This is a genomic window from Frankia sp. EI5c, assembly GCF_001636565.1.
Classification (GTDB): domain Bacteria; phylum Actinomycetota; class Actinomycetes; order Frankiales; family Frankiaceae; genus Parafrankia.
In genome coordinates this window covers 1-4,223 of sequence record NZ_LRTK01000047.1, presented here as the reverse complement: position 1 = coordinate 4,223, position 4,223 = coordinate 1, and the positions used below count along the sequence as shown (strand labels likewise).

The 4,223-nt window shown below is 70.1% G+C and carries 3 protein-coding genes and 6 pseudogenes; all 9 read left to right on the top strand.

The features are described from left to right. Positions 1 to 1,002: pseudogene (locus UG55_RS39195) on the top strand (hypothetical protein); the annotation flags it as partial. Positions 1,003 to 1,527: 525 nt separating this feature from the next. Beyond that, entirely contained in the window at positions 1,528 to 1,854 is a 327-nt protein-coding gene (gene rpsF / locus UG55_RS18905; protein WP_255360504.1) for a 30S ribosomal protein S6, read from the top strand. Between the two features lie 30 nt (positions 1,855 to 1,884). Continuing rightward, positions 1,885 to 1,989, top strand: a pseudogene (locus tag UG55_RS39190) (single-stranded DNA-binding protein); the annotation flags it as partial. 14 nt (positions 1,990 to 2,003) lie between these two features. Then, positions 2,004 to 2,247: pseudogene (ssb, locus tag UG55_RS39180) on the top strand (single-stranded DNA-binding protein); the annotation flags it as partial. A 1-nt stretch (position 2,248) separates the two neighbouring features. Next, positions 2,249 to 2,353 (top strand): annotated as a pseudogene (locus UG55_RS39175) (hypothetical protein); the annotation flags it as partial. Between the two features lies 1 nt (position 2,354). Further along, a pseudogene (locus UG55_RS39170) lies at positions 2,355 to 2,460 on the top strand (single-stranded DNA-binding protein); the annotation flags it as partial. Positions 2,461 to 2,522: 62 nt separating this feature from the next. Further along, a pseudogene (rpsR, locus tag UG55_RS18895) lies at positions 2,523 to 2,738 on the top strand (30S ribosomal protein S18); the annotation flags it as partial. A gap of 32 nt (positions 2,739 to 2,770) precedes the next feature. Further along, complete coding sequence (rplI, locus tag UG55_RS18890) at positions 2,771 to 3,217, top strand: 50S ribosomal protein L9 (protein WP_066070943.1); 447 nt, start codon at positions 2,771 to 2,773, stop codon at positions 3,215 to 3,217. Between the two features lie 811 nt (positions 3,218 to 4,028). After that, the coding region (locus tag UG55_RS27590; protein ID WP_304440424.1) for a DnaB-like helicase N-terminal domain-containing protein at positions 4,029 to 4,223 on the top strand (195 nt) is incomplete at both ends.

The following is a 4,223-nucleotide window of genomic DNA, read 5'->3' as shown; positions in this document are numbered from 1 at the left end:
GACGAACAATCCGGCCCGTGACGCTCCCGGGCTGACCACGCTGTGGGACCGCTGGGATGTCGGCCTGTTCACCAAGGTGGCCCGCTACGGTTACCTTTCGCCGTCGTACCAGGACCGCACCGAGGTGGACTTCCCGGGGCTCCCGCTGGCGATCCGCGCCGTCCACCTCGTCGTTCCCGACTGGATCGTCGCCGGTCTCGTGGTCTCGTTCGTGGTCGGCGCGCTCGGCGTGGCCGCGCTGTGGCGTCTGGCGGCCGACGAGGTGGGCGGGAGCGACGCCCGGTTCGCGGTCCTGGCGCTGATCTGCTTCCCCTACGCGGTCTTCCTGTTCGCCGCCTACTCCGAGGCCTTCTTCCTCGGGTTCGCGGCCGCGTCCTGGCTGGCCGCGCGGCGGGAACGCTGGCTGCTCGCCGGGCTGCTGGGCGCGGCCGCGGCCTCGGCGCGGGTGACCGGCATCCCGTTCTGTGCCGCCCTGGTCGTGCAGTACGTGCTCGTGCGGCGCGCCGCTGGCCTACCGATCGTCGCCCGGCCGGCGCTGGCGCTCGCCCTGCCACCGCTGCCGATCGCCGGTTACCTGATCTATCTGCGGGTCCGCAGCGGGCGGTGGGACTCCTACACCGACGCGATGCGCGCGGGTTGGAACCGGGCCGTCGACTGGCCCTGGAGCGGCTGGGCCAGAACCTGGCAGTCGGCGCTCGACGGCGACGGGGCGTCCACGTTTGTCTGGTTCTGGCGCGGTGAGCTCGCCGCGGTGGTCGTCGGCGTGCTGCTCACCGGCGTGCTGCTGTGGACCAGGCGCTGGGGTGAGGCGACGTTCGTCGGGCTCATGACGCTCGTCATGAGCTTCACGAACTACTACGCGTCCGGGATCCGTGGCATTCTCGTCGCCTTCCCGCTGTACCTGTTGCTGGCTCGGGTGGGCGCGCGCCGGCCGTGGGTCCGGGGGGCCTATGTCTGGCTGTGCGCCCCGCTCATGGTGGTCTTCGTCGTGGCCTTCACCCANGGGTACTGGGTCGACTGACCACACGAGGCCGACCGACCACACGAGGCCGACTGACCACACGACACGGCGGGATGATCGGATGCGTGCCCGGACGGCCGGGCATGGGTGAGGATGGGGTCGTGGCGGACGNCGAGGGACGGCCTGACGAGGGACGGCCCGGCCCCGCGGCGCCGGTTGCGGCGCCGGCTGCGGGGCCTGGGATCATGGTGCCGGCCGTCGTCGCCGGCGGGCTGGCCGTGCTCTTCCTCGTCCTGGCCTTCGTGGCGGCGGAACCGTCCCGGCACGCGCACGGACTGCTGGTCGTCCTCGACCTGGTGGCCGTGGTCGGCGTCGGGGCGGTGTGGCTGCGCGTGATCCGGCTCCTGAGCCTCGCCACCGGCCGTGGCCGGGTCGAGTAACCTCAACCAGACGTACCGTGTGCCGACGGTGCGGGCCCCTTCGCGGCGCCCCGCTTCCCGGCGCTCGGTTTCCTCCTGCCACGGGTGATCCGTGGCCGCTCGAGTCCACAGGAGGTGGGTTCAGCCTTGTCACGCCACTATGAACTGATGGTGATCCTCGACGCCGAGCTTGAGGAGCGCACGGTCGCTCCCTCGCTCGACCAGTACCTCAACGTCGTCCGCCAGGGCGGCGGGGTCGTCGAGAAGGTCGACGTGTGGGGCCGCCGTAGGCTCTCCTACGAGATCGCGAAGAGCTACGAGGGCATCTACGCGGTCATCGATCTGCACACCGAGCCGGCCATCGTCGCCGAGCTCGACCGCCAGCTCGTGCTGAACGAGTCGGTGCTGCGGACGAAGGTGATCCGCTTGCCCGAGCCGAAGGCGCCGCGGGTGAGCCGCCGGGCGGCGGCATGACGCGGGCCGCCCAGCGAGGGGAGCGTGACCATGGCCGGTGAGACCGTGATCACGGTTGTCGGCAACCTGACCAACGACCCCGAGCTCCGCTTCACGCCGAACGGTGCGGCGGTCGCGAGCTTCACGGTCGCCTCCNCTCCGCGCACGCNCGACCGCAGCACGAACGAGTGGAAAGACGGCGAGGCCCTCTTCCTGCGTTGCTCGATCTGGCGGCAGGCCGCCGAGCACGTTGCGGAGTCCCTCACGAAGGGAGCACGCGTCATCATCCAAGGCCGGCTCAAGCAGCGCTCCTTCGAGACCCGCGAGGGCGAGAAGCGCACTGTGATCGAGCTTGACGTTGACGAGATCGGTCCGTCCCTGCGCTACGCCACCACGAAGATCACGAAGGCTTCCNGCGGTGGCGGCGGCTTCGGTGGCCAGGGTGGCGGCGGCGGCTTCGGCGGTGGCCAGGGAGGCCCCGGCGGACCGGTTGGCGGGAACTACGGCGGCGGTGGCCAGGNTGCTCCCGTCGGCGGCGGTCAGGGTGGCGGTGGCTACTCCGGCGGTGCTGTCGACGATCCCTGGTCGCAGCCCGCCGGTGGTTACTCCGACGAGCCACCGTTCTGAGCGGCCGCGTGTCTGCATCGCGCGATCGGAACTCGCGCTCACAACGAGGTAGGAGCACATCCATGGCCAAGGCGGCCGTGCGCAAGCCCAAGAAGAAGGTTTGCGTCTTCTGCAAGGACAAGGTCGATTACATCGACTACAAGGACACCTCCCTGCTCCGGAAGTACATCTCGGACCGTGGGAAGATCCGCGCCCGTCGGGTGACCGGCAACTGCAGCCAGCACCAGCGTGACGTCGCGACCGCGGTCAAGAACAGCCGCGAGATGGCACTGCTGCCGNACACCTCGACGGCTCGCTGAGGGGGATGACGATGAAGCTCGTCCTCACCCAGGAGGTCCCCGGGCTGGGTAGCCCGGGGGACATCGTCGACGTGGCTGACGGCTACGGGCGCAACTACCTGGTGCCGCGCAAGTACGCGATCCTCGCGACCCGCGGTGCCGAGCGTCAGGTCGTCCAGATCAAGCGGGCGCGCGACGCCCGTGCGGTCCGCGACCTCGACCACGCCAAGGAGATCGCCGGGCAGCTCGCCGGCCTGTCCGTCCGGCTGACCAGCCGCGCGGGCAAGGAAGGCCGGCTGTTCGGCTCGGTCACGGCGGCCGACGTCGTCGCCGCGGTCACCGAGGCCGGCGGCCCGGCGCTGGACCGCCGGCGGGTCGAGCTGAGCACGCCGATCAAGGCGCTTGGCTCGCACTCCGTCTCGGTGCACCTGCACCCCGAGATCACCGCGAAGCTGACCGTCCAGGTCGTCGCGGCCTGACGCAGGCGGGCGGGTCCACGGGCCCGACCGACGAGGCTCTCCTGCCCCGCATCAACGCCGCGGGGCAGGAGAGCTTTCGCGTACCTGGGCCCGTGTCGGCCTGACCCGGCGGCCGCACCGCCAGTGCTCCGGGCGCTGCCACACGTAGATCACATACGTCCGGCGTGTGATCCGCCGCTGACCCGGCCGCGCGCGGGAGACTCGCCGTGGGCGGCATCCACGGGTGGGATTCCGCTGCGGGGTCGATTCGCGCCAGCCGGCGACACACCACCGGCGGCGCGGCCGACNGGTTCCGGTGAAGAGAGACACAGGTTCCAGGACNGGTATGGCTCGAAGTAGTTAGCCGAGGCGATAGCCCGGTGAAGCGCCGGGATGGTCGTGAGACGGCCCCTGCGATTCTTCGTCCACAGGCGGCTCACAGCATTCACCCGTCGGGTACTGCGGATCCGGCCCCGAGCGGCCGGCGTCATCCACAGCGGTGCCGCGCTTCGTCCCAAGACGTTCCCCAGAACAGCCCCGGTTACCAACAGGTTGTCCACAGGGCATGTGGATAACTTTTTGGAGCCTCCCCGTGCGCACCCTTACTGTCGAGCGGGTCCACACTGACCATCTATCAGCGCGATCGGGATAGTCCAAACGGGCGGGGGAACGTGATCTTCAGGTGGCTGGACGGACGGTCGAGTTGACAAATCCAGCGCTTCGATCGAACGTATGTTCGACTGTGGCGGTNGGGGNGGGCCGGGAGGGGGAGGCGTGAGCGTAGCCGACATCACTCGCGGTTCCGGGCCGCCGTCGGTCGAGTTCGATCGANCCCCGCCACACGATCTTGCTGCTGAGCAGAGCGTCCTCGGGGGCATGCTGCTTTCCAAGGACGCGATCGCGGACGTCGTCGAGGTGCTGAACGCGGGCGACTTCTACCGGCCCGCGCACGCGACCGTCTACGAGACCATCGGTGATCTCTACGGGCGGGGCGAGCCGGCCGACGTCATCAGCGTCGCCGCCGAGC

Coding starts and splice junctions, on each gene's coding strand:
- rplI (WP_066070943.1), top strand. CDS start 2,771: ATGAAGCTCGTCCTCACCCAGGAGGTCCCCGGGCTGGGTAGCCCGGGG.